General features: G+C 57.8%; 15 protein-coding genes and 1 pseudogene. 4 read left to right on the top strand and 12 right to left on the bottom strand.

The genetic code is table 11. The annotated features are described in order from the left end of the window. Positions 1-286 precede the first annotated feature (286 nt). Both LRK71_RS18015 and LRK71_RS18010 read left to right on the top strand, forming a co-directional pair. Entirely contained in the window at positions 287-1,438 is a 1,152-nt protein-coding gene (locus LRK71_RS18015) for an efflux RND transporter periplasmic adaptor subunit (protein ID WP_232405354.1), read from the top strand. Between the two features lie 5 nt (positions 1,439-1,443). Continuing rightward, entirely contained in the window at positions 1,444-4,593 is a 3,150-nt protein-coding gene (locus tag LRK71_RS18010) for an efflux RND transporter permease subunit (protein WP_232405353.1), read from the top strand. Positions 4,594-4,661: 68 nt separating this feature from the next. On the opposite strand, the gene arsJ is transcribed toward LRK71_RS18010, so the two are convergent. Genes arsJ through LRK71_RS17995 form a run of 3 tightly spaced genes read right to left on the bottom strand, consistent with a single transcriptional unit; the run spans position 4,662 to position 7,827 of the window. Beyond that, entirely contained in the window at positions 4,662-5,903 is a 1,242-nt protein-coding gene (arsJ, locus tag LRK71_RS18005) for an organoarsenical effux MFS transporter ArsJ (RefSeq protein ID WP_269751802.1), read from the bottom strand. Positions 5,904-5,917: 14 nt separating this feature from the next. Further along, positions 5,918-6,916 (bottom strand): ArsJ-associated glyceraldehyde-3-phosphate dehydrogenase, encoded by a 999-nt coding sequence (locus LRK71_RS18000; protein ID WP_232405351.1) that lies wholly within the window; start codon positions 6,914-6,916, stop codon positions 5,918-5,920. Beyond that, a complete protein-coding gene (locus LRK71_RS17995) occupies positions 6,913-7,827 on the bottom strand; it encodes an arsenate reductase/protein-tyrosine-phosphatase family protein (protein ID WP_232405350.1) in 915 nt (304 codons plus the stop codon). Before LRK71_RS17995 ends, LRK71_RS18000 begins: the two co-directional genes overlap by 4 nt. A 163-nt stretch (positions 7,828-7,990) precedes the next feature. Between LRK71_RS17995 and LRK71_RS17990 the strand changes: the two genes are divergently transcribed. Continuing rightward, positions 7,991-8,425, top strand: coding sequence for a MarR family winged helix-turn-helix transcriptional regulator (locus LRK71_RS17990; protein WP_232405349.1), 435 nt, complete (start codon positions 7,991-7,993; stop codon positions 8,423-8,425). A 17-nt stretch (positions 8,426-8,442) separates the two neighbouring features. Here LRK71_RS17990 and LRK71_RS17985 read toward each other — a convergent pair whose 3' ends face one another. The 4 genes and pseudogenes from LRK71_RS17985 to LRK71_RS17970 form a co-directional block, all read right to left on the bottom strand. Then, positions 8,443-10,239 (bottom strand): IlvD/Edd family dehydratase, encoded by a 1,797-nt coding sequence (locus tag LRK71_RS17985; RefSeq protein WP_232405348.1) that lies wholly within the window; start codon positions 10,237-10,239, stop codon positions 8,443-8,445. Positions 10,240-10,292: 53 nt separating this feature from the next. After that, entirely contained in the window at positions 10,293-11,582 is a 1,290-nt protein-coding gene (locus tag LRK71_RS17980; RefSeq protein ID WP_232405398.1) for a TRAP transporter large permease, read from the bottom strand. A gap of 156 nt (positions 11,583-11,738) precedes the next feature. After that, positions 11,739-12,302: pseudogene (locus LRK71_RS20490) on the bottom strand (TRAP transporter small permease subunit); the annotation flags it as partial. Positions 12,303-12,371: 69 nt separating this feature from the next. Beyond that, the gene (locus tag LRK71_RS17970; RefSeq protein WP_232405347.1) at positions 12,372-13,409 is read right to left on the bottom strand and encodes a TRAP transporter substrate-binding protein; all 1,038 of its coding nucleotides are present in this window, start codon (positions 13,407-13,409) and stop codon (positions 12,372-12,374) included. A gap of 305 nt (positions 13,410-13,714) precedes the next feature. Here LRK71_RS17970 and LRK71_RS17965 point away from each other — a divergent pair, with 305 nt between their 5' ends. Continuing rightward, the gene (locus LRK71_RS17965; RefSeq protein ID WP_269751796.1) at positions 13,715-14,746 is read left to right on the top strand and encodes a LacI family DNA-binding transcriptional regulator; all 1,032 of its coding nucleotides are present in this window, start codon (positions 13,715-13,717) and stop codon (positions 14,744-14,746) included. 137 nt (positions 14,747-14,883) lie between these two features. Here the strand turns inward: LRK71_RS17965 and nqrF are convergent, their stop codons facing one another. The 5 genes from nqrF to LRK71_RS17940 are packed head-to-tail and all read right to left on the bottom strand — an operon-like array spanning position 14,884 to position 19,378. Beyond that, positions 14,884-16,104, bottom strand: coding sequence for an NADH:ubiquinone reductase (Na(+)-transporting) subunit F (gene nqrF / locus LRK71_RS17960; protein ID WP_232405345.1), 1,221 nt, complete (start codon positions 16,102-16,104; stop codon positions 14,884-14,886). A 14-nt stretch (positions 16,105-16,118) separates the two neighbouring features. Next, the gene (gene nqrE / locus LRK71_RS17955; protein ID WP_027238297.1) at positions 16,119-16,727 is read right to left on the bottom strand and encodes an NADH:ubiquinone reductase (Na(+)-transporting) subunit E; all 609 of its coding nucleotides are present in this window, start codon (positions 16,725-16,727) and stop codon (positions 16,119-16,121) included. Then, on the bottom strand, positions 16,727-17,380 hold the full coding sequence (locus LRK71_RS17950) for an NADH:ubiquinone reductase (Na(+)-transporting) subunit D (protein ID WP_232405344.1): 654 nt from the start codon (positions 17,378-17,380) through the stop codon (positions 16,727-16,729). Before LRK71_RS17950 ends, nqrE begins: the two co-directional genes overlap by 1 nt. After that, a complete protein-coding gene (locus LRK71_RS17945; protein WP_232405343.1) occupies positions 17,380-18,186 on the bottom strand; it encodes a Na(+)-translocating NADH-quinone reductase subunit C in 807 nt (268 codons plus the stop codon). Before LRK71_RS17945 ends, LRK71_RS17950 begins: the two co-directional genes overlap by 1 nt. Then, positions 18,179-19,378 carry an NADH:ubiquinone reductase (Na(+)-transporting) subunit B gene (locus LRK71_RS17940; protein ID WP_232405342.1) on the bottom strand — a complete coding sequence of 400 codons (1,200 nt, stop codon included), beginning with the start codon at positions 19,376-19,378 and terminating at the stop codon, positions 18,179-18,181. Before LRK71_RS17940 ends, LRK71_RS17945 begins: the two co-directional genes overlap by 8 nt. Between the last annotated feature and the right edge of the window lie 2 nt (positions 19,379-19,380).

Raw genomic sequence — 19,380 nt, 5'->3', positions numbered from 1 at the left:
GCGCTTGATACTCGGCAAACTGGGACGGCCGCGCCTAGGTCCTGCCAGCGTGGTAGGCGCTATTGTTCGTGCGAGCCCCACGTCATTTCAACGTTGCGCATAGGGGCGTGACGTGCTTGACTTCGCTCATAAACATCAGAACTGCGGCACCGTGACAGGTCTGCCTAACAGGCCAAAACAGCCCAAGGTCGAAACGCACCCGCCAATACTGGCGCGAATATTTTTGAACGTTTTTCAACGCCAGAGGCAGCGTGGTCTTTGTGCGACATATGACAAGGTATTGCACATGACATCTACAGGTCCCTCAATGCGCCTGACGATCCTTCTAGCAGCCTTCTTTATGGCCACCGGGCTGCCCACCAGCGGCCCCGCCCTGGCACAAGAGACTGCCGCCGCTCCAAAAGTTTCAATTGCCGCCGCCTATAGCGACGAATTGATCGACCAGGTCGCCTTTATCGGCCGCGGTGAAGCCATCAACAAGGTGGATATCGTCGCCCGCGTCAGCGGATTTGTCGAAGAGATCCTGGTCGAGGATGGCCAAGAGGTTGTGGCCGGGGATGTACTGTTCAAGATCGAAGCCGATACCTATGAGGCAACGCTCGCCGCAAGACAGGCCGACAAGGCGCAGGCGCAGGCAAATCTGTCCCTTGCCGAAATCGAACTAAGCCGCAAGGCAGAGCTGTTTCGCCGAGGATCCGGCACCGAGGAAGACCGCGATATCGCCCGCGCCAACCGTGAGGTCGCCCAGGCCCAGGTTAACCTGGCCGAAGCCGCCATCCAGCTGGCCAAGTTGGATCTGAGCTACACAACCGTGCGCGCGCCCTTTGACGGGCGGGTCGGGCGCACCTCGGTCAGCCCCGGTGAACTGGTTGGCCCCAACAGCTCGCCGCTGATCAACCTGCTGCGCACCGCGCCCATCTATGTCGAATTCTCGCTGACCGAAAAGCAGTTGATGACCGTGATAGAATCCTTTGACACAACAGTCGGTGAGGTTGCAAACAACCCCAAGGCACCGGATGTTTTTGTAACCCTGCCAAATGGCACCGAACTGGAAGAGATCGGTCGGGTTGTCTTTGCCGACAACCGGATCGACCCTCGCACTGGCACAATCACTCTGCGGGCGAAATTTGCCAATAGCCGCGGCCTGATCGTCGATGGCTCTTTCCTGAATTTGCGCATTGAGGCCACCGAGGCTCATGAGGTGCTGATGATCCCTCTGGCTGCGGTGCAGCGCGATCAGCGCGGCGATTTTGTTTTGGTGGTCGGCAGTCAACAGACCGTGGAACAGCGCTATGTCACGCTGGGACGTCAGGTCGAAACCACCGTGGTCGTCGAGGATGGTCTGCGCGAAGGCGAAACCATGATTGTTGAAGGTCTGCAACGGGTACGCCCCGGCGTAACGGTTGATGCCGTTCTGTCCGGCATCGCAGGGGAGTAGCAAGCGTGTTTTCTTCAATTTTCATCGCACGCCCCAAGACATCCTTTGTGATTTCTCTGGTTTTGACGATCATGGGGATCATTGGTTATCTAACCCTGCCGGTTGAACAGTTTCCCGACATCACGCCGCCAGTGGTGAATGTCAGTGCCAGTTACACCGGTGCCAGCTCTGAAACCGTGGAAAACACCGTCGCTGCCCCGATCGAGGCCCAGGTAAACGGTGTTGATGGCATGATGTATATGTCGTCTGACAGCACCGACAATGGCAACTATTCGCTTTCGGTTACCTTCGAGATCGGCACCGACCCTGATATCGCATCGGTCAATGTGCAGAATCGGGTGGCGCAGGCGACCTCTTCCCTGCCAACCGAGGTGACCAACTCTGGCGTGGTGACGCGGAAATCTTCTACCAATATGTTGCTGATTGCGGCGCTGTCTTCCCCCAATGGCACCTATGACGAGGTGTTTTTGTCCAATTATGCCGCCATCAATCTGAAAGATACGCTGGCGCGGGTTCCCGGCGTGGGCAAGGCCGATATCCTGACCAATTTTGAATACTCCATGCGAATGTGGCTTGATCCCAACCGCATGGCGGGGCTGGGGTTGACCCCGGCTGATCTCATCCAGTCGATCAAGGAACAGAACCTCGAAGTCTCTGCCGGCCAGATCGGTACCCCGCCGGTGCCAAGCGGCCAGCAGTTTCAATACACCATCAAATCCAAGGGGCGGCTGAGCACGGTCAAGGAATTCGAAGACATCGTCCTGCGCTCGGGCGAGGCAGGCAGCATAGTGCGCCTGCGCGATGTGGCTCGGGTAGAGCTGGGGGCCAATTACTACAACGCCTCCGGTCGGTATTCCGGTAAACCGGCCACCATCCTAGCGGTCTATCAGGCGCCCGGCGCCAATGCGCTGGCGGTGGCCGATGGTGTCCGCGCTGAATTGGAACGCCTGTCGCGCAGCTTTCCCGATGATGTGCGCTATGATCTGCCCTTTGATTCCACCCGCTTTGTTGATCAGTCGCTCAGCGATGTTATCACCACCCTAATGCAGACCTTTACGCTGGTGGTTGCGGTTGTGTTTGTCTTTCTGGGCAGTTGGCGCGCGACCATTATCCCGGCGATTGCGATCCCGGTCTCTTTGATCGGCACCTTTGCCTTTCTCCTGGCCTTTGGCATGTCGCTGAACACGATTTCGCTCTTTGCGCTGGTGTTGGCGATTGGCATCGTGGTGGATGACGCGATTGTGGTGGTGGAAAACGTCGAACGGATCATCGCCGAAGAAGGGCTGAGCCCGACAGAGGCCACCCGCAAGGCCATGGGGCAGATTACCGGGCCGGTCATTGCCACTACTTTGGTGCTTTTGGCGGTATTTATCCCGGTCACATTCATGCCCGGCATCACCGGGCGGCTTTATTCGCAATTTGCGGTGACCATCTCTATCGCGGTGGTGATTTCCTCGATCAATGCGCTGACGCTTTCGCCGGCGCTTTGCGCGATGATCCTCAAACCGCGTTCGGGGCCGCCCACCGGGCTTTTGGCGAAATTCGAAAGCGGTATCAACGGCGTGCGCGAACAATATGTCGGTATCGTGCGCCGCATGGTACGGCTGCCGCTGATCGCGCTTGCGATTCTGGCGGTGATCATCTTTGGCTCTGGCGGGCTGCTGAAAGCATTGCCTGCGGGATTTATCCCATCCGAAGACAATGGTTATCTGTTTGTCGATGTGCAGCTGCCTGATGCGGCCTCCATTGAACGTACCGAAACCGTCACCGACCGGATCAACGCCAAGATCATGGAGATCCCCGGCGTGGCCTCCAGTGTGGTGGTCAATGGCTTCAGCATAATGAACGGCGTCGGTTCCAACGGGGCGATGATTATTCCCAACCTCGACCCCTGGAACGATCGCACCGAAGAAGGGCTGAGCGCAGAGGCCATTTTGCAGCACATTCTGGAGGTGGCCAATCAGGAAATCGGTGCCAGCGTCATCGCCTTCAACCCGCCGCCCATTGCAGGTCTTGGGCTCAGCGCTGGAGTCGAGATGAAGGTACAGCAGACCGGGGGTGGATCGGCGCAGGATCTGTCGGCGGCAGTAGGATCGCTGGTTTATGCCGCCAACCAAAGCCCGGATATTGCCCAGTCCTATTCAACCTTCCGGGCCAATGTGCCAAAAATCTTCGTCGATCTGGACCGGGAAAAAGCCAAGACCTTGAATGTGGCGGTGTCGGATGTCTTTTTGACTCTGCAAACCTATATGGGGTCATTTTACGTCAATGATTTCAACCTTTTTGGCCGAGTTTACCGGGTAATGCTGCAGGCCGATGGTGAATTCCGCGACACGGTGGAAGATCTGAATGCGCTCTATGTGCGTTCGCAAACCGGGGAAATGGTGCCGATGGGCGCGCTGATCACGGTGCGCAAGGAATTGGGGCCGGTGGCGCTGAACCGTTACAATATGTTCCGCTCCGCCACGGTAACAGCGGTGCCTGCGCCGGGGCTTTCCACCGGTGATGCCATTCGCGTGCTGGAGGCCGAAGCGGCCAAGGCGCTGCCGCCCGGCTATACCTTTGAATGGACCGGAACGGCGCAGCAGCAGCAATCAGCCGGCGGAATGGTCTTCATCATTCTGATCATGGCGGTGATGTTTGGCTATCTCTTCCTGGTGGCGCAATATGAAAGCTGGACCATGCCGATTGGCATCCTGCTCTCGGTAACGGTGGCCCTGTTTGGTGCCTTGGCGGCGGTGTCGATGACTGGTGGCGACGTCAATCTATACACCCAGATCGGGATGATCATGCTGATCGGCCTCGCCTCAAAGAACGCTATTCTGATTGTCGAATTCGCGATGGAGCGGCGCGCCAGTGGTCTTACCATCCGCGAAGCCGCGCTAGAGGCCGCCAGCCAGCGCTTCCGGGCGGTGATGATGACGGCGTTGTCCTTTCTTCTGGGCGTGGTGCCGCTGCTGGCCGCCAGCGGCGCGGGCGCGGCCAGCCAGAAGGCCATCGGCATCGCGGTCTTTGGCGGCATGCTGGCGGCAACGGTTCTGGGCGTGATCATCGTGCCCGTTCTCTATGTACTGCTGCAAAGCCTTCGGGAATGGATCAAGGGAACCGGAACCGGGCCAGCTGCGGGCAATGCCCCGGCACAGCCAGAAGCCTGATGTGATGGCACAGCGAAGGGTCCCGTGGCGCCCTTCGCTGTGCCATGCCGATGCCTAGGCCCGCCGCCCTATGCCGAAACCGGAGCTTCCTCGCGGAGTTGCGCCACCGCCAGCGTGCTGCAGACAACCATAACCGCAGCTGCCCCGAGACAGGCCACCAGCCCCCCCATCTGATACATCGCTCCCGACAGGACCGTACCAATCAGCCGTCCGGCCGCATTTGCGGTGTAGTAGAACCCCACATCCATGCTGACCCGCTCGGCTTTGCTGAAGGCGAGGATCAGATAGGAATGCAACGCCGAGTTCACCGCAAACACCGCCCCAAACGCCAACAGACCCAGGATCAGCACCCCGGTCAGCCAGGGTGCCGTTCCGCCTGACAGGGCAACAGCCCCGGTCAAAACCGCCGGGATCAACGCCAAAGCAGCCGCCCAGTTGCGCGCCGCAGCCGCCAGCTCGGCCTCGCTGCGCTGTGCCGCCCGCAACAGCCGTGGAGAACTTGCCTGAACCCCGCCATAAAGGATGGTCCAAAGTGCCATGAAACTGCCAATCAGGAAAAACGCTGCGCGGTTTCCGGCTTCGCTGCCATCGGAAAACACCGCATAAAAATAGACTGGGATGCCCACCACAAACCATATGTCTCTGGCGCCAAACAGGAACACCCGCGCAGCCGACAGCCAATTGATGTTACGGGATTTTGAAAACACCTCAGAGAATTTTGCCCCCCTGCGCCCAACTGGCAATCCCTTTGGCATCGCCACCAGAACCGCGCCCAGAATAACCGCTAGGATCAGCGCCATCGCCAGCACCGAAACGGTGAAACCCGCCGTCGCCAGCAAGCCCGCGCCCAGCAGAAAGCCCAGGCCCTTAACCGCGTTCTTGGATCCGGTCAGCGCAGCAACCCAGCGAAACAAGCCGTCGCCCTGTGTCGGGGCGAGCAATTTGACCGCCGATTTTGATGACATTTTCGCCAGATCCTTGGCCACCCCCGACAAGCCCTGCACCAGCATCACAAAGCTGACCGAGGCACTGATCTGCCAGCTGGGATCCAGCTGCGTCAGCAACAACAGTGCCACCACCTGCAGGGCAAGCCCGCCATAGAGCGTCGAGGCCAGACCAAAGCGGGCCGCAATCCAGCCCGCGGATAGATTGGTCACCACGCCTGCAATTTCATACAGAACAAACAGATAGGCCAGCTGCACAGGCGAAAAACCCAGCGTGTGAAAATGCAGAAGCACCAGCATGCGCAGTGCGCCATCGGTCAGCATGAAGGCCCAGTAAGAGGCGGTTACCGCAACATAGGCCGCCATCCCGCCACGTTCAGTCACAGCTGATCCCCAACCATTCGGGCCACATCCACCAGCCGGTAGGCATAGCCCATTTCATTGTCATACCAGGCGTAGATCTTCACCTGGGTGCCATTCACCACCATGGTCGAGGGCGCATCAACAATGCTTGACCGCTGATCATTGGTGTAATCCGCCGAAACCAGCGGCCTTTCTTCGTAGCCCAGGATGCCCTGCAATGGCCCGGCAGCGGCTGCTTTGAACAGGGCATTGACCTCTTCTGCGGTGGTTTCCCGCTTCACCTCAAACACGCAGTCGGTGATGGATGCATTCAACAGGGGCACTCGCACCGCATGGCCGTTTAACTTGCCCTTCAGTTCCGGATAGATCAGCGTAATCGCCGTGGCACTGCCCGTCGTGGTGGGGATCAGATTGGTCAGGGCAGAGCGCGCGCGGCGCAGGTCTTTGGCAGGACGGTCGACGATGGTCTGCGTATTGGTCACATCATGGATCGTGGTGATAGATCCATGCTTGATGCCAAGTGCGTCATGGATCACCTTCACCACCGGAGCAAGACAGTTGGTGGTACAGCTGGCGGCGGTGACGATCCGGTGGCGCAAGGGGTCATAGATGTCTTCATTGACGCCCATGACGATATTCGCCGCATCACCGTCCTTAACCGGGGCAGAGACCACGACCTTTTTCACACCCGCCGCAAAATAGGGGGCAAGCTTCGCCTCTGACTTGAAAACGCCGGTGCAGTCGATCACTACATCGACACCCGTCAGGGGCAGGTCTGCCAATCGGGTTTCACAATGCGCCGGGATCCGGGTCCCGTCGATGGTGATTGCGGTGTCGTCGTGGGAAAACTCTGCATCCCAGCGTCCATGCACGGAATCAAACTCCAGGAGATGGGCGTGCATTTCCGGGTTGCCAACTGCATCGTTGATCCAGGCAATGTCAGCCCCGCTTTCCAACAGGGGTTTCAGTGCCAGTTTGCCCATGCGGCCAAGGCCATTTAATGCGTAGGTAGTCATGGTTTATCCTCATCATTGTCTTGAGCAATGCCATCAACAGCGTGCTGCAAAGAAATCAGATCAAGTTGTTGCAAAGGCAGGGCCGCAAAGGCCCGCAATCTGCGATGCAGCACCCCATAGGCCTGTTGAAAAGCGAGGCTCTTTTGCGCGTCACTTCCAGTGGCCTTGACCGGATCCGGCATCCCCCAATGGGCGCTGATCGGCTGGCCCTCCCAGGCGGGGCATTCCTCGTTTGCCGCCTGATCACAGACGGTGAAAACAAAATCGAACTTTGGCGCGCCGCTGTCTATAATCTCTTGTATCAATTTGGGGTGCAGATCTTCGCGCCACAGACCTTTGCTTTTCAGCATTTCAGCCGCGACCGGGTTCACCGCTGTATGCGGTGTGACCCCGGCAGAAAAGGTCCGGAACCGGCCGGGGGCGAGGTTGGTCAAAATGGCCTCGGCGAAAATTGAGCGCGCCGAATTGCCAGTACACAGGAACAGAACATTATATGGCCGGTGCTGGGATGTATCAGCAGCCACGAAAGACTTCGGGGCAGAATTCAGGTCAGGTTCCATGTCAGGTTCCACATCGCTTTTCACGTCAATTTTAAGGTCAGGACCCGCAGTCGGGCCGCAAAGATCCGGGCGCCCGCGACAGCAATCAAGATAGAGCGCATCAAGCGTCTGTCGCGTGGCGGTCATATTGATCTGGTAGCGTTGCCATGTGCCTTCACGTGTTTTGGTGACCAGATCAGCCAGGGTCAGTGCCGAAAGATATGAAGACAGAGTGCTGGGCTTGATCTCAAGCGCGGCAGCAATTTCGCCCGCAGCGACGCGATCTGGATAGCGGCGCATCAACAGGCGAAACACCGCAAGGCGCTGCGGGTGTCCCAGGATCGACAGGCGGAGGGATATTGATTCTTCCATATTTCACGTTTTATCGAAATATATTTCAAACGCAACCGGGAAACTGATAAAACTGCCCCAGTCTACCCCCGCAGTTTCATGCGAAAAACAATCGATCGGAAACTACCACCAGGGGGAAAGTTGCAGTACACAGGCCCCGGCAGGCCGCAGCAGGAGGAAGGCGATGAATGTGCAGAAAATGGCGGGGCATTTGATCCGTCGGCTGAATCAATCTTCGACCCATATATTTGTAAACCACATGCAGGCGGCTGGGTTTGACCTCACCCCGGTGCAATTTGCCGCCCTGGATACCATTGCCTCAAACCCTGGCATCGATCAGGCTGGGGTCGCAGCAAAAATCGCCTATGACCGCGCCACCATTGGCGGCGTGATCGATCGGCTTGAACACAAGGGCTATGTCGCGCGCAGCGTCAGCACCCGCGATCGCCGGGCGCGGGATGTACGGCTGACAGGTCAGGGACAGGCGCTTTATGATCAGGTTCTGCCCCTGGTCAACGCCCAAAAAGACGACATGCTCGGCGCGCTCAGCACCGCAGAGCGCGCCACCTTCATGCAGCTTGCGAGCAAAGCCCTGGGGCAGGACCAAGACCAAAGCTAGGTCAGACCCAAAGCGCCCTAGTGATTGTTGCGCGGCAGATGTTTGCGGGCGATGGCGCGGAAATCAGCGGCGCCGCGCAGGATCATCCCTTCATCAAACTGGGTCACGTAGTCCCGAAAGATCTGCTGCCAGGGTGTCTGCGACGGCGGTACAGGATAGCCACCAGCATCGGCAAGCGCTTGGTATCTTTTCGTTATCTCCTCTTCGGAAAGATCCACCATGACCCGGCGTTTACCCAAATCAACGCGAATCTTGTCCCCTGACTGCAGAATGGCCAGCCCACCACCCGCCGCGGCTTCTGGCGCGGCGTTCAGGATAGAGGGAGAGCCCGACGTCCCCGATTGGCGGCCATCGCCAATGCAGGGGAGCTCTTTGATCCCCTGTTTCAGCAAATAGGCGGGAGGCCGCATATTGACCACTTCGGCGCCGCCGGGATAGCCAAGCGGCCCGGTGCCGCGCATCACCAGAATAGAATTCTGGTCGGCCTGCAGTGCCGGATCATCGATACGGGCGTGAAAATCCTCTGGTCCGTCAAAGACCAGCGCGCTGCCTTCAAAGGCATCAGGGTCATCGGGATTGGATAGATAGGCGCGGCGAAACCCCTCGGACACCACCGAGGTTTTCATGATGGCGCTGTCGAATAAATTGCCCGACAGGCTCAAAAAGCCCGAGGCAGGTTTCAGCTGCGTTTCAATTGAGCGGATCACATCTGGTTCACCACTGCGGTAATCTGCGTAGTTTTCCGCAAAACTGCGCCCCAGACAGCCCCTGACATCCGGCGCGGGGATCAAACCAGCCCGTAGCATTTCACCCGCCACCGCAGGCACGCCACCTGCGCGGTGGAAATCCTCGGCCAAATAGTCGCCAGCGGGCTGCAGATTGGTCAGCAGGGGAACATCATGGCCGATGGCCTCCCAATCGGCGTTGTTCAATTCCAGCCCCAAATGGCGAGCAATGGCATTCAGATGGATTGGTGCATTGGTTGACCCCCCCAGCGCCGAACACATGGCAATTGCATTTTCAAAGGCGCCGCGCGTCATGATATCGGATGGTTTCAGATCTTCATGCACCATCTCAACAATCCGCTGGCCAGTGCGATAGGACATCTGTCCCCGTTCCCGCAGCGGCGCCGGGATGGCCGCCGATCCTGGTAGCTGCATCCCCAGAACCTCGGCCAGGGAATTCATCGTGCTGGCGGTGCCCATGGTGTTGCAATAGCCCACCGAAGGCACCGACGAGGCGGCCATTTCCAGAAACTTCGCTTCGTCGATTTCGCCCGCCGCCAGCATCTGGCGCGCCTTCCAGATGATGGTGCCAGACCCGGTGCGTTTGCCGTCCAGCCAACCGTTAAGCATTGGCCCCACAGAAAGCGCAATTGCCGGAATATCCACCGTGGCAGCCGCCATCAACAGCGCAGGCGTGGTCTTGTCGCAGCCAATGTTCAACACCACCGCATCAATGGGATAGCCATGCAGAGCCTCAACCAACCCCAGATATGTGAGGTTGCGATCCAGGTTGGCCGTTGGCCGTTTGCCGGTTTCCTGAATGGGGTGCACCGGGATTTCCAGCGGGGTGCCCCCGGCGGCAATAATCCCGTCCCGCACCCGCTTGGTCAGCTCCAGATGGTGGCGGTTACAGGGGCTCAGATCACTACCGGTCTGGGCGATGCCAACGATGGGCTTATCCTCGCGCAGTTCCTCCCAGGTTAGCCCGTAGTTGATGTAGCGCTCCAGATATAGCGCAGTCATTTCCGGATCATCCGGATTGTCAAACCACTGACGCGATCGCAGGTTTTTTGGATTGAATTTGGTCATCGGGATCTTTCACTTGAATAGTCACAACAGAACAGAAGATGCCGCTTGGGCGATCAGTCTAGCCAGTTGGGCAACCAAAGCGCCACATCAGGCACCATGAAGACAATCGCCAGCGCGACGATTTGAATGGCAATAAAGGGCAAGAGCGCGCGGAAAATTTCCGCCAGGCTCATATCCTTGGGCGCGACCGATTTTAGATAAAAGGCCGCCGGGCCAAAGGGGGGCGACAGGTAGCTGACCTGCATGTTCATCGCAAAAAGAATGCCGAACCAGACCGGATCCATGCCCAGTTTGATAATGATCGGTACAAAGATCGGCATGGTCAGCAGCGCAATGCCGATCCAGTCCATGAACAGGCCCAGCACCAACAGGATCGCCATCATGATCAGTACAACCACCGCAGGCGACGCATCGCTGGCCAGGATTGCACTTTCGATGAAACGGTTGCCGCCCATCAGATTGTAAACACCAACCAGGGCGGCGGCGCCAACACCAATCCAGATGATCATGCCACAGGTTTCCAGCGTTTGCTGCAGACTGTCGCGGATCAGCGCCCAGGTGACTTCGCGCCGGATCGCCGCCGACAGGAACACGCCCATGACGCCCATCGCCGCGGCCTCGGTGACCGAGGCAATACCGCCATAGATCGAGCCCAGCACCAGCACCGCCACCCCAAAAGGTAGTACCACGCCTTTCAGCTTCGCCAGTTTTTCCGCCATGGGAATATCTTGTTCTTCAGCCGACGGCGCGGGGGCCATATCCGGCGAAATGGTGCAGCGCACATAGATATAGAGGATATAAAAGCTGGCCAGCATCAACCCTGGCAGGACCGTGGCCAGAAACAGATCGCCAATGGAAACGCCGGATGTCAGCCCATAGACGATCAGCACGATTGAAGGCGGGATCATCGTTCCCAATGACCCGCCAGCACAGACCGTGCCAATAGCCAGCGCCCGATTGTAACCAAGCCGCAGCATCTGCGGCAAGGCAATCAGCCCCAAAAGCACAATTTCACCGCCAATAATGCCGGAAATCGCCGCCAGAAACACTGCCGCAACCAGTGTCTGGATGGCCACCCCTCCCCGTAATCGCCCGGCCACGATACGCATCGCGTCATAAAGATCGCGCGCCATGCCGGATCTATCCAGCAGGGATGCCATCAGCACAAACATCGGAATTGCCACCAGCACATATTCATTCACAAAGGAATAGATCCGGCTGGACACCAGCGGCACACCCATGGGGCCAAACCAGGCCAGGGTAAACAGAATAGCAATCAACCCGGTCACAAAGGCCAGCGGAATGCCTGTCAGGATCATCACCATGATGCTGCCCACCAGCATCCAAGAGCTTATCTCGATGCCCAGACTGCGCCCCTGGGTGAACAGCACTGCGCAGACCGCCAGAAGAATGGCAAAGACCAGCGCAATCCCAATCATGGCGGCTTTGCTGGGCGGCTCCTGGCTTGATTGGCGATACCCAGTGCCTTTGATTGCCACCCAGATATGGCCGAGAGATTGCAGCGTCAGCACCACCGCTGCCAGAAACAGCGCCATCTTGACCAGCGCCGGGGTCACCGGGTTCCAGGCCGAACCCGACCGTTCTAACCGCAGATCCCCCTGCGGGGTCCACCAGGATTTTTCCACCATGCTATAGGCGGCATAGGCAATGGCGACGGCAAAACACAGGGTCAGCAGCGCATTGACCAGATCCAGCAGACGACGGGTACCGCCCTGGCTGTCAAAATAGATCAGCCCGATGCGGATATGTTTGTCTGACGCCAGACACTGCACGCCGCCGAACAGATAGCAGACCGCCACCAGCGCGATCACCGTTTCATGGGCCCAGATGGTGGGTGCGTTAAAGAAATAGCGCATTACGATTTCGTAAATCGAAACTAATGTTGAAATCGCAAACAGAAAGGCAACGCCACCGCCCAGCGACAGGATCCCGCGATCCAGCTTGGTCTGCGCATCGCCACTATCGGCCTCATGTGCCTGTTTCAGCGCTTCAATCTGCGCTTCGGCCTCTGCCGCAAAATTCACTGTTGTGTCCTGTGCCATGCGCAACTCTTTCCCGCCCCGGATAAAAGAGGGGCCGCAAAGCCCCTCCTCTTCTGTTTGAGATCTGTGCTATTGGGCCAAAAGGCCAGCCGAGATCAGATAGGCAGAGACGCTTTCATAGGCCTTGCCAGCCATTTCTGAACGATCGGCCCATTGCGCCCACTGCGTCTGGGCGATGCCGCGGAATTTGGCGCGCTCTTCGTCGGACCAGTTGATCACCGTGACCTTTGGATCGGCCATGGCTTCGGCGACGGCCACCGCATTAGCCATATCCAGCCGCGCCACCATATCCTGGGCAAAGTCACGAACGGAAACCGCCAGAATTTCCTTCAGATCGGCGGGCAGGTTATCGTAGATTTCCTTGTTCATCGACACATCCACCACCGGCATCGAATGAAACCCTGGATAGATAGGGTAGTTGGCAAATTCATGCATGCCCTGCGCATGGTTGGTGGAAAACACGGTATAGTCGGCCGCGTCAATCACGCCTTTTTCCAGTGAGGTATAGACCTCTGATCCCGGCAGGTTCACCGGGGCGGCCCCGGCGGCAGCGAAGACCTCTTGCACCATGCCTTCGGGGGCGCGCATTTTCAGCCCCTTCAGATCGTCCACAGTGTTGAGCGGACGGGTCGACAAGAACGCCTCTACCCCGGTGGCCGAAGCACCAAGGATCTGCAGCCCATAGGGATTGACCAGCTCGTTATAAAGCTCCATCCCGCCGCCGTAGTTCATGTAGTTGAACATCTGCTGCGGATCAGACCAGGCACCAACCAGATTGCCCAGCATGGCAAAAGCCGGATCCTTGCCGGAAAAATAGGACGGATCGGTCATATGACCCTGCAGGATCCCGGCCCCAACCGCATCCAGGGTTTCGCCATGCGCCACCACAGAGCCAACTGGCACGATAGTGATTTCCACTCGTCCGCTCGACATGGTCTTCACCCGCTCGGCCCATTCTTCCTCGATCGCAAAGAAATTGTCGCCCGCCTGGGCAGAGGTCTGGAATGTCCACTGATGCTCTTGCGCAGCCAGTGGCGAGGCCAGCGCCGCCATGGCGGCAAGGCTCAGGGCTGTGGCCCGTGGAAATTTTACAAAATTCTTGGTCATTGTTGTTCTCCCTTACAGACCGGTTTCGCCCGGCCCCTCCTATGTGCGAGGGCTAGGCCCCGCATCCCAACCGCCCCCTATGGCTGCACCCCTGCGGGCTTTGCGGCGGCAATATATTCCACCAAAATGGTGCACCGATCTCTCCAGCCTCCCAACTGGTACCGATACCGGTTTTGACACCATGCACGGATTTCCATCCACAGGTCAACGCGTTTCAACGCTTTGCTATTGGACGCCGCCTCGACTAAGTTGGCCAAAATCGGGGGCCGCGCGACATTTCCTTTGGTCAACAACAGGTTGAAATAATGCATAAGCGAAAGACCCTGCAGGACGTTGCCTTGGCGGCAGGGGTCAGCAAGATGACTGCCTCCCGCGCTCTGCGAGGGGACAAGGACGTGTCGCAGCGCAGTATCATGCGGGTGCAAAAGGCCGCGCGCGAAATCGGCTATGTCGGGAATCACCTTGCCTCCTCTCTTGCCGGGAAAGCCACCGATCTGATCGGCGTGGTGCTGCCCAACCTTGAAAACATCGTCTTTTCACATGTACTGAACGGGATCACCGAGACGCTCTATGGGACCGGATTGCAGCCCGTTTGCGGCATCACCGAATACGACCCGGAACGAGAATACGAGGTGGTGCGCAACATGCTGTCCTGGCGACCCACCGGGCTGATTGTCACCGGCCTGGAATTTCCAGCTGACACCGCAAAACTGCTGCGCGAAGCCCACATTCCTGTGGTGCAGATTATGGATACCGACGGCGACCCCATTGGCGGCTGCGTTGGGTTTTCACATCATCAGGTCGGCTTTGACATGGCGCAGGCCCTGGTGCAAAGCGGCAGAAAACGCATTGGGTATATCGGCTGTGGGCTTGGTCAGGACAACCGCGCCCAAAAGCGTTTTGATGGCTTCCTCGCGGGGTTGCAGCAGGCCGATGTCAGGCTGGTGGCGCAGCGCCAGGACCCTGGGTTTTCCTCGATTGAAACCGGTCGACACCTGACCCGGGCGCTGTGGCAGGATCACCCGGATCTGGATTGCATATATTACTCCAACGATGATCTGGCCGCTGGTGGCTATCATCATTTCAATGACTTACAGATTGCTATCCCGGATCAGGTCGGGTTGGTCGGCTGCAACGGGCTTGATTTTATTTCCGGCGTGCCGGGCCGGATCGGCACCACCCGCACCCCGCGCCACGAAATCGGCGAAGCCGCCGTGCGGATGATACTGCAGGCGGTGGCCAGCGGCGCGCCACTGGCCCCAATCAAGCAAGAATTGCGCCCCGAAATCGACCTTGGGCTGATTGCTACCCAGCCACCCGCAACGCCAGATCCATAAGACTAGGCCTGCGGCATCGGCGGCCCCTGCCCTGTTAGGAACCCGCGGTTTCGGCCCTGTTCAACGCAAAACGGCCCCCCGAAAACCGGGGGACCGTTTTGAACTTGCGCTATCAAATCTGGGGCAAATCTGCGGGATTAACCGCCAAAATCGTCCAGCATGATGTCTTCGCGGTCAACGCCAAGATCAAGGAGCATGTTGATCACCGATTGATTCATGATGGGCGGACCACACATGTAGTATTCACAGTCTTCCGGTGCCGGGTGATTCTTCAGATATTCCTCGAACAGGATATTATGGATAAAGCCGGTATAGCCGGTCCACTCATCCTCGGGCATCGCATCCGACAGCGCCACGTGCCATTCGAAGTTAGGGTTTTCAGCGGCCAGGCCGTCAAAATCCTCTACAAAGAACATCTCACGCTTGGAACGTGCGCCATACCAGAAGCTAATCTTGCGATCCGTATTCAACCGCTTCAGCTGATCAAAGATATGGCTGCGCATTGGTGCCATACCGGCCCCGCCGCCCACAAAGATCATTTCTTTTTTGGTATCGCGCGCGAAGAATTCGCCAAAGGGACCCGAGATGGTCACCTTGTCGCCGGGCTTCAGGTTAAAGATGTAGCTCGACATCTGACCGGCAGGGATACCTTCTGAACCAGGTGGTGGCGACGCAACCCGCACATTGAGCATGATCATGCCCTTTTCTTCCGGATAGTTGGCCATGGAATAGGCGCGTTCAACCGGCTCTGACACCACGGATTCATACTGCCAGACATTGAAGCGGTCCCAATCGCCGCGATACTCTTCTTCGATGTCGAAATCGGTGTATTTCAACGCATGGGCCGGGGCCTCGATCTGGATATAGCCGCCAGCGCGGAAATCGACGTTTTCGCCTTCGGGCAGATCCAAGACCAGCGCCTTGATGAAGGTGGCGACGTTTTCGTTGGAACGCACAGTGCATTCCCACTTTTTGACGCCAAACACCTCTTCGGGCACTTCAACTTCCATGTCCTGCTTGACCGCTACCTGACAGGACAGACGGTCGCCGCAGCCGGCTTCGCGCTTGGTGATATGGCCCTCTTCGGTAGGCAGGATCGAGCCGCCACCGGAATGCACCCGCACCCGGCACTGGGCACAGGTGCCGCCACCGCCACAGGCCGAAGGCACAAACAGCTTTTCCGCAGCCAGAGTCTGCAGCAGTTTACCACCCGCAGGCACGGAAATGGTTTTTTCGCCGTTGATGGTGATGTTCACATTACCGGTCGACACCAGCTTGGAACGGGCCGCAATGATAATGCTGACAAGCGCCAGAACGATCAGGGTGAAAAGGACAATGCCAAGTCCAAAGGTCGCCATATTTCCAGCCCCTCTTACAGTTTCACGCCGCTGAAGGACATGAAGGCCATAGCCATCAGTCCAGCGGTGATGAAGGTAATGCCAAGCCCCTGCAATCCATCAGGAATGTCAGAATATTTCAGCTTTTCGCGCACGCCTGCCATGGCGGTGATGGCCAGGGCCCAGCCAAAGCCGGAAGACAGGCCATAGGTCGCTGCCTCGGCAAAACCATAGTCGCGTTCCACCATAAAGAGAGAGCCCCCCAGAATGGCGCAGTTCACGGTGATCAACGGCAGAAAGATCCCCAGCGCGTTGTAAAGCGGCGGGAAGTATTTATCCAAAACCATCTCAAGGATCTGCACCAGCGCCGCGATGACGCCAATATAGGAAATCAGCCCCAGAAAGGTCAGATCCACATCCGGAAATCCGGCCCAGCCCAGGGCGCCGGGCGCCAGCAGGTAGGTCAGGATCAGGTTGTTGGCCGGCACGGTGATCGCCTGCACGATCATCACCGAGATACCCAAACCGATGGCGGTGGAAATCTTTTTGGAAACGGCGATGAAGGTACACATGCCAAGAAAGAAGGAGAGGGCCAGGTTCTCAACAAAGATCGCCTTGACCGCGAGGGAGAGGAGCGCTTCCATCAGTGGGCCTCTACGACTTGAATTTTATGTTCACGCTCTTCCACCTGTTCGGGTTTCCAGGTGCGGAAGGCCCAGATCAAAAGACCGATAACGAAGAAGGCAGAGGGCGGCAGCAGCAGCAACCCGTTTGGCACATACCAGCCACCGTTGTTCACGGTTTCCAGAATGGTAACCCCAAACAGCGAGCCCGCGCCAAACAGCTCGCGGAAAAAACCAACCAGCATCAGGATAAAGCCATAGCCCAGCCCATTGCCAATCCCGTCAATGAAAGAGGCCACCGGCGGGTTCTTCATGGCAAAGGCTTCGGCGCGGCCCATGACGATACAGTTGGTAATGATCAGACCCACAAAAACCGACAGGGTTTTGGAGATCTCAAAGGCATAGGCCTTGAGCACCTGATCCACCAGGATCACCAAGGATGCAATGATCACCATCTGCACAATGATGCGGATCGAACTGGGGATCTGGTTACGCAGCACTGAAATGAACATCGATGAAAACGCCGTCACCAGCGTCACCGCGATGGTCATCACCAGCGCCACTTTCAGCGAAGAGGTCACCGCCAGGGCAGAACAGATGCCAAGCACCTGCAGGGTAATCGGGTTGTTGTCGACCAGCGGATCGAGCAGCATTTCCCTACGTGTCTGGGCCATCAGATATCTCCTGCTTTGAGATTGGCAAGGAAGGGGGCGTAGCCGGTTTCGCCCATCCAGAAGCGTACCAGATTATCAACACCAGCTGAGGTCAGCGTGGCACCCGACAGGGCATCCACATGGAATTCCTTGCCAGCCGCTGGCGCTGTCTTGGCGACGGTGATTTGCAGCTCACCGCTGTTATCCCTCAGGCGCTTGCCCTTCCACTGCGCTTTCCAGCGCGGGTTGTCGACCTCGGCTCCCAGGCCGGGGGTTTCAGCATGGCTGTAGAATTGCAGACCAAAGATGTCATTGCCGTTTTCTTCCACGGCGATAAAGCCATAAAGCGTCGACCACAGACCATAGCCATGCAGCGGCAGGATCACCTTGTCGACCGCGCCAGCCGCATCTTTCAGCAGATAGACGGTCATGTATTTTGACTGCCGCCCAATCGAGGCCGGGTCATAGTCCAGTTTGATCGAGGTAGCCGGATCATCCGCCGCAGCACGGTCGTCGAATTCGGCCACATCAAACTGATCAGTAAATCGCCCGGTTGCCAGCTCCAGCACCCGCGGCTCAAACGAGGCGCCAAAGGCCTCAGTCACATTGACGCCGGGCTCATACAGGCCTGCGACCTGCAGAATATTGATCTGCTTGTCTTTCAGCTTGTTGGCTTCCTGCGTTGGGCGCAGCGCCACTGCCGCCGCCGAAACGATCATCGAGGCACAGAGGCAGAGCACCACAGCGACAAACAGGGTTTTGCCGGTTGAATCAGGCGAGGCCTCCAGAAAGCGGCGGATGACACCTTTGTTGGTTTGCTCAGACATAACGCTTCGCTCTCCGTTTGATATTGGCCTGCACGACAAAATGGTCGATCAGCGGCGCAAAGACGTTGCCGAACAGAATGGCGAGCATCATGCCTTCGGGGAAGGCCGGGTTGATCACCCGGATCATCACCACCATGAAGCCAATCAGCGCGCCATAGATATAGCGCCCCATATTGGTATGGCTGGCCGAAACCGGCTCGGTGACCATAAAGACCATGCCAAAGGCAAACCCACCGGTGACCAGATGCCAGTACCAGGGCATTGCAAACATTGGATTGCTGTCGGACCCAATGGTGTTGAGCAGCAGCGAGAAACCCACCATGCCCGCCATGCAGCCAATGATCAGACGCCAGTTGGCAATCTTGGTGATCAGCAGGAAGGCCAAACCAATCATACAGGCCAGGGTCGAGGTCTCGCCAAAGGAGCCTTGAATGGTGCCGATGAAGGCATCCATCCATTCCACCCCATTGGCCGCCAGCTGGTCAAAGCCGGACGAGGCGGAAACCGACAGCGCAGTTGCGCCAGAAAACCCGTCAACCGGCGTCCAGATGCTATCGCCGGACATATAGGCGGGATAGGCAAAATACAGGAAGGCCCGCCCGGTCAACGCCGGGTTGAGGAAGTTCTTGCCAGTGCCGCCAAAGACTTCTTTGCCGATCACCACGCCAAAGGAAATGCCAAGCGCCACCTGCCACAGCGGAATGCTGGCCGGCACGATCAGGGCATAAAGCATCGACGTCACCAGGAAGCCTTCGTTGACCTCATGCCCGCGCACGGTGGCAAAGATCACTTCCCAAATGCCGCCCACGACCAGCGTGGTGATATAGATCGGCAGGAAATACAGCAGCCCATGCGCCATATTGACCAGCGGATTGCTGGGATCAAAGCCAATGCCAAAGAATTCCAGCACGGCAACGCGCCAGCCCGTGGCCTCGTAGGCACCAAGCGCGGTATTGACCTGCAAGCCGGTGTTATAAAGACCAAAGAGGATACAAGGGATCGTTGCGATGACCACATAGGTCATGATCCGCTTCATATCGATATAAGACCGCGCGTGGGGCGCTGCGGTGGTGACCGTCTTTGGTGTGTAGAGAAAGCTCTCGACCATCTCGTAGATGGGGAAGAGCTTTTCCCATTTGCCGCCCTTAGTAAAGTTCGGCTCAATGCGGTCAAAAAAGTTACGGAGACCCAAGA

The sequence above is a fragment of the Pseudophaeobacter flagellatus genome, assembly GCF_021228235.1.
In the GTDB taxonomy this organism is placed as follows: domain Bacteria; phylum Pseudomonadota; class Alphaproteobacteria; order Rhodobacterales; family Rhodobacteraceae; genus Pseudophaeobacter; species Pseudophaeobacter flagellatus.
The sequence above is the reverse complement of the archived record's forward strand: the minus strand, read 5'-3'. Positions and strand labels throughout refer to the sequence as shown.